The 5,822-nt window shown below is 65.5% G+C and carries 4 protein-coding genes and 1 pseudogene; 4 read left to right on the plus strand and 1 reads right to left on the minus strand.

The annotated features are described in order from the left end of the window. The 4 genes from U9980_RS20275 to U9980_RS20290 form a co-directional block, all read left to right on the plus strand. Positions 1 to 616 (plus strand): thioesterase domain-containing protein (locus tag U9980_RS20275; protein WP_322769365.1); only part of this gene is annotated, 616 nt, incomplete at its 5' end. A 350-nt stretch (positions 617 to 966) separates the two neighbouring features. Beyond that, a complete protein-coding gene (locus tag U9980_RS20280; protein WP_322769366.1) occupies positions 967 to 2,922 on the plus strand; it encodes an FAD/NAD(P)-binding protein in 1,956 nt (651 codons plus the stop codon). Next, positions 2,919 to 4,424, plus strand: a complete 1,506-nt coding sequence (locus tag U9980_RS20285) for an adenylosuccinate lyase family protein (RefSeq protein ID WP_322769367.1) — start codon at positions 2,919 to 2,921, stop codon at positions 4,422 to 4,424. The genes U9980_RS20280 and U9980_RS20285 overlap by 4 nt, the downstream gene beginning before the upstream one ends. A gap of 130 nt (positions 4,425 to 4,554) precedes the next feature. After that, positions 4,555 to 5,613, plus strand: coding sequence for an NAD(P)H-dependent flavin oxidoreductase (locus U9980_RS20290; protein ID WP_322769368.1), 1,059 nt, complete (start codon positions 4,555 to 4,557; stop codon positions 5,611 to 5,613). Positions 5,614 to 5,638: 25 nt separating this feature from the next. Here U9980_RS20290 and U9980_RS20295 read toward each other — a convergent pair. Then, positions 5,639 to 5,822, minus strand: a pseudogene (locus U9980_RS20295) (hypothetical protein); the annotation flags it as partial.

Consider the following 5,822-nt stretch of genomic DNA (forward strand, 5'->3'; position numbering starts at 1 on the left):
GGACGTCAGGGTCATCCGGCGACTTCAGCCGGCGGGGCCGTACACGCTCTGGGGATACTCCTTCGGAGCACGCATCGCCTTCGAAACCGCCTCGCAGCTCGAGCGCTCCGGCGAGCAGGTGGAAAACCTTTTCCTGATCGCTCCTGGCGCACCGAGGATCCGAGCGGTCGACGAGCACGCCAACGCTGTCGGACGCAGCTACGGAGATCGGACGTTTCTGACGATTCTTTTCTCGGTCTTCGCGGGCACCATTGCCGGTCCGCTGGTTGCCGAGTGTCTGAAGAAAGTCGACGACGAGGAGAGCTTCGCGTCCTTCGTCAGCTCGAATTTTGCGGATCTCGAGGCGGATCTGGTCAGAAGGATTATCCGGGTAGTTGAGCGGACGTATCAGTTCACGTACGAATTCCACGAGCTGACAGAACGATGGATCAATGCGCCGATCACTATTTTCAAGGCCCGGGGTGACGACTACTCGTTTATTGAGAACAGCGGTAGGTACTCGTCGGAGGCGCCGACGCTCATCGACCTCGAAGCGGATCATTACGGCATCCTCAAGGCGCCCGGTGTCGACGAGCTGGTGAAAATGATCCACGGCCGTCTCGGTGTCGACATGTAGGAGGACGGCCTCGATGTGAGAGGTCATCGGAACCGTAATGCTCGCATGCCCCGACTCGTCCCGAAGCACGGTTGAACGGGAACCACGTTCGACCGTTTCCGGGAGTGGTAAAAGAAGGCAGCTCATTCAATTCTGGAGACGGCCGGAGTGGTCGTCACCGAACATTCACGACTACCCCCAAGGCCCTGATTACGGCGCCGCTCCTCATCCGGTATGCCGCCGTGGCGCACAATGCCAGCCATCGGCATCTGCTGATCCCGGTACAGGACTGGTCGATGTCGCCGCCGGGCTCTGGCCGTGGTCGACGGCGACCAGCTTCTAGGGGGATCGCTTTGCATGAACCTGATTCAATGACGTTCGAACCCGCCGGCAGATCGGAGGTATGTGTTGTTGGTGCCGGCCCGCGTGGGCTGTGTGTCGTGGAACGAATCTGCGCCAATGCGGAGCTGAGGGTACGAGATGTCGTGGTGCATCTCGTCGACCCATTTGTCGACTTCGGCGGCCGAGTGTGGACGACTGCTCAGTCGCCATCATTGCTGATGAATACGATCGCGTCTCAGGTAACGGTGTTCACCGACGAAAGCGTGGCGTGTGCCGGGCCTATCCGACCCGGACCGAGCCTGCATGAATGGGCCAAGACGCTACCGTTGATGGAACCGTTCGACCGGTATCCGGCCGCGGTGTTGGCCGAGGCCGGGGACCTCGGTCCGGACTCGTACCCGTCACGGGCACTCTACGGGCATTATCTGACCTGGGCACTGCGCCGGATCTGCCACACGGCGCCGTCTGGGGTATCGATCCGACTCCATGCGCGTACAGTGGTCGCACTGAATGAGGATGTCGACGGCGCCCTGGTGGTGTGGTTTGCCGACGGATCCCGGGTGGCCGGCCTGTCCGCGGTCGTTCTGGCCCAGGGTCACGTGGACATGCCGTTGGGAGAGGACGAGCGCCGACTGAGCCGGCTTGCGGCGGCACGGGGCCTGAGGTACGTGCCGCCGTCGAATCCGGCGGAGGTGGACCTGGGCGCAGTGGTGGCTGGTGAGCGGGTGGCGCTTCGCGGTATGGGCCTGAACTTCTTCGATTATCTGGCGTTGTTGACGGTCGATCGGGGCGGTCGTTTCGAACGCGCCGACAGTGGGCTCGTGTATCGGGCTTCCGGGCAGGAGCCGGTGATCTATGCGAGTTCTCGACGGGGTGTTCCTTATCACGCACGAGGGGAGAACGAGAAAGGCGTATCGGGACGGCACGAGCCGGTTTTTCTTACCAGCACCGTGATCGAACGATTCCGATCGCGCGCCGAGAAGGGCTGCCCAGCGGTATTTCGGGTCGAGGTGTGGCCGTTGATCGCGCGTGAGGTCGAACTGGTATACTACACCACACTCTTGGAAGAGCGGGACGGTCGGTGTGCCGCTGAGGACTTCAGCCTCCGATGCACCGACGCCGATGCGACGGCTACCGTCGAACTGCTGAAGGAATTCGGGATCGCCGATGACGAGCGGTGGGACTGGGATCTGGTGGCGTACCCGCACGCCGGGTGCCGTTTCGGCTCCCCGGAGGAGTTCCGTGGCTGGCTGCTGAAATTGCTCGTCGGTGACGTGGTGCAAGCCCGGCGGGGGAACCTGAGCAGCCCGCTCAAGGCGGCGCTGGATGTGTTGCGGGACATTCGCAATGAAGTCCGGCTGATAGTCGACTACGGCGGGTTGACCGGTTCGTCCTACCGGGACGAGCTTCGCAGCTGGTACACCCCGCTGAACGCCTATCTGTCCATCGGACCACCCGCGCGTCGGATCGAGGAGATGATTGCTCTGATCGAGGCGGGGGTGGTGCACGTGGTCGGGCCGGGGATGCAGGTCGAGGTGGGCGACACCGCGTTCCTGGTCACCGCATCCACTGTGGCTGATTCAACGGTTGCAGTGGGCACGTTGGTCGAGGCACGACTGCCCGAAGTGGACATTCGACGTACGGTCGACCCGTTGATCCAGTACTTGATGCGTACCCGGGCGTGTCGGCCGTACCGGATCCCGGACACGACGGGAAGAGATTACGAGTCCGGCGGTCTTGCTGTCACTGTGAGTCCATATCACCTGGTTGACGCGGACGGCCGGCCCCACCCGAGGGTGTTCGCATATGGCGTGCCGACCGAGAGTGTACACTGGGTTACCGCCGCTGGGGCACGGCCAGGGGTGAATTCGGTGATGTTGGGCGATGCCGACGCGATCGCCCGAGCGACACTGTCAGTCCCGGTACCCGCGGGACAGCTGCCCAGACAGCCTGAAGTCGGCGCGAGCGCGAGGAATTCGTCATGAGCGAACAAACAGCGGGAACGGATGCGGGCCTGCTTGCCCCGGTCTGGGCTGGCACCCGGGTGGCGGGGCTGGTGACCGACGAGGCGTGGCTTCAGGCGATGCTGGATGTGGAGGTCGCGCTCGCCCGGGCGCAGGCCGAACTCGGTGTCATCCCGCGCTCGGCGGTCGCCGCCATCGAGGCGGCAGCCCGCGCCGAACTTCTGGATCTGCCGGCGTTGAGTGTCCAGGCGCGTGGCGCTGCAAACCCGGTGGTAGTGCTGGTACAGGCGCTCACGGCCGAGGTTGCGCGCGCCGACCCGACGGCAGCCGAGTTCGTGCACAGGGGAGGGACGAGCCAGGACATCCTGGACTCGGCGGCGATGCTCCTGGCCACCCGGGTCTTCAACGCTGTAGCCGACGACCTGGTGCGCTGCGCCGACGCACTGGCCGCACTTGCGGGGACCCACCGGTCGACCCCGATGGCCGGCCGGACGCTCACCCAGCACGCGGTGCCGATCACTTTCGGGCTCAAGGCAGCCGGTTGGCTCACGCTTGTGCTGGACGCGTTGCGACGCGTTCGGCGTCTCACCGAATCGGGTCTGCCCGCCCAGCTCGGTGGGGCTGCCGGAACCTTGGCATCCTATCTGGAGTATTCCCGAGCACCGGGCACGGCGGAGTCGCTCGGCGGGATCGACCACGGGCTTGAGCTGATGGGCGTGTTCGCGCAGGAGCTCGGTCTGCCTGAGCCACTGCTGCCGTGGCATGCCCTGCGGGCCCCGCTCGCGGATGTCGGTGCGGTCTCGACTTTCGTCACCGGAGCGGTCGGCAAGATGGCGCTCGACGTTCTGGGCATGTCGCGTACGGAGGTTGCCGAAGTTGCGGAGCCGGTCGCGGAAGGTAGAGGAGTTTCGTCGGCTATGCCGCAGAAGCGGAACCCGGTGCTTGCTACGTTGATCATGTCGGCCGCTCGCCAGGTTCCGATGTACGCTACGGTGCTCTCCCAAGCCATGCTGTCCGAAGATGAGCGGTCCGCGGGCGGCTGGCACGCCGAGTGGCAGCCGTTGCGGGAGTGCCTGCGGTTGGCCGGTGGAGCGGCGGCGACGGCGGCCGAACTGAGTGAGGGATTGCAGGTTTTCCCCCGCCAGATGCGTACGAATCTGGCTCTCACCGGCGGCAGCATTGTTTCGGAGAGGCTCGGCGTCGTTCTCGCACCGGTGCTCGGAAAGGCTGCGGCCAAGAAGCTGCTCGGCCGCATCGCGCTGGCAGGCGAAAGCACATTCGACGAGACCCTTCGTGCGGTACCGGAGCTGCTCGACACGCTCGATGCCCAGGCACTGGGCCAACTGCTGGACCCGACGCTCTATCTTGGCTCTGCCGAGTCCATTGTCGACAGGGCGCTCGCCCACCACCAGTCGGTGCGAGGCCAAGCGCCCCGCGGCACGGGGGCGGCCTTGGTGTCGCAGACCATACCCAGGGTGCCGGCAGCGGATTCACACGGTCATTGCGACATTCCGGCAGGATGATCTCGGGGAGACCACCGGAAACCACCGGCCGGGCCCTCGGTACAGCCGCCCAACGGCATCACCGAACAGCTACGGATGGGCAGCCCATATCTGATCATGGCTGCGGCAGCGAGATGATTCGGAGGCACCGATGGTCCTTGATGAGCTCAGCGCACCGATCGTGCTCGCCCCCATGGCCGGCGGCCCGTCAACGCCGGCATTGGCGGCGGCGGTGTCAGATGCCGGCGGGCTGGGCTTCGTAGCGGCCGGCTACCTGACCGCGGAAAGCCTTGCTGAGCGTCTCGAGCAGGTCGAGCGGATTACCACGCGGCCATACGGTGTGAACCTCTTCGTGCCGGCCGTGCCAAGCGAACCACAGTGCTCGGATCGCTACGCCGAGGTACTTGTCGGCGAGGCGCGACGGTACGGGGTCAAGCTCGGACGACCGCGATTCGATGATGACGGCTGGGGTGCCAAACTCGACATTCTTGCCGCACGGCAGGTTCCAGTGGTGTCGTTCACCTTCGGCTGCCCATCCGAGGATGTCGTCACCAGGATGCATTCGGCCGGGAGCGAGGTGTGGGCCACCGTCACGACACCGGTGGAGGCGATCCAGGCGATTCGGGCCGGGGCGGACGTGCTCGTTGCGCAGGGCATCGAGGCCGGCGGACACCGGGCTTCCTTCGCGGACAGCCAGGCCGCCGACGACTACAGTGTGCTTGCGTTGCTCCAACTGCTTCGCGACATCGTTGATGTACCCGTGGTGGCGGCCGGCGGTATCGGCACCGGTGCCGCAGTGGCCGCCGTGCTGTGCGCCGGTGCGCGGGCCGCGCAGCTGGGCACCGCGTTCCTCGGCTGCCCTGAGGCCGGTACGGCACAGGTGCACCGCGATGCTCTGCCCGCAGCTACCCCGACCGCGTTGACGAGGGCGTTCACCGGCCGGTTGGCGCGTGGCATCCGCAACCGGTTCATGGCCGAATATGGTGGCGACGCACCCATCGCCTATCCGGAGATACATCATGTGACCTCGCCGCTGCGCCAGGCGGGTCGAGACGCCCGCGATCCTGAGGTGGTCAACCTTTGGGCTGGGCAGACCCACCCTCTCGCGCAGGCACGTCCCGCCGGCGAGATCGTGCGTGCGCTGACCGACGAGGCCCGAGCGGCCACGTCAAGGCTGTCCGGCATGCTGATGCCGGCCGGGCGGTGGTGACAGCAGAGCAGACCGCAGTCCCGATTCAACCTGCTGTGAGGTCGCGCGCTTGGGCCAACGCGGCCGGCCCCGGGTAGCTGGCCGCACGGCCGTCAATGTTCTTGATCTGTTCACGGAACGGGTTGGCTCGGTAGACGCCGAGAATGCGGTATTCGGCGAAGTAACCGAGCTCGGTGAACGCGCGTCCCACGTGCGGTTCGTCGGGATGG

Source organism: Protofrankia sp. Cr1, assembly GCF_963555865.1.
Classification (GTDB): domain Bacteria; phylum Actinomycetota; class Actinomycetes; order Frankiales; family Frankiaceae; genus Protofrankia.

Excerpts from the sequence above, each read along its gene's own strand:
- U9980_RS20280 (WP_322769366.1), top strand. The coding sequence starts at position 967 with ATGACGTTCGAACCCGCCGGCAGATCGGAGGTATGTGTTGTTGGTGCC.
- U9980_RS20285 (WP_322769367.1), top strand. The coding sequence starts at position 2,919 with ATGAGCGAACAAACAGCGGGAACGGATGCGGGCCTGCTTGCCCCGGTC.
- U9980_RS20290 (WP_322769368.1), top strand. The coding sequence starts at position 4,555 with ATGGTCCTTGATGAGCTCAGCGCACCGATCGTGCTCGCCCCCATGGCC.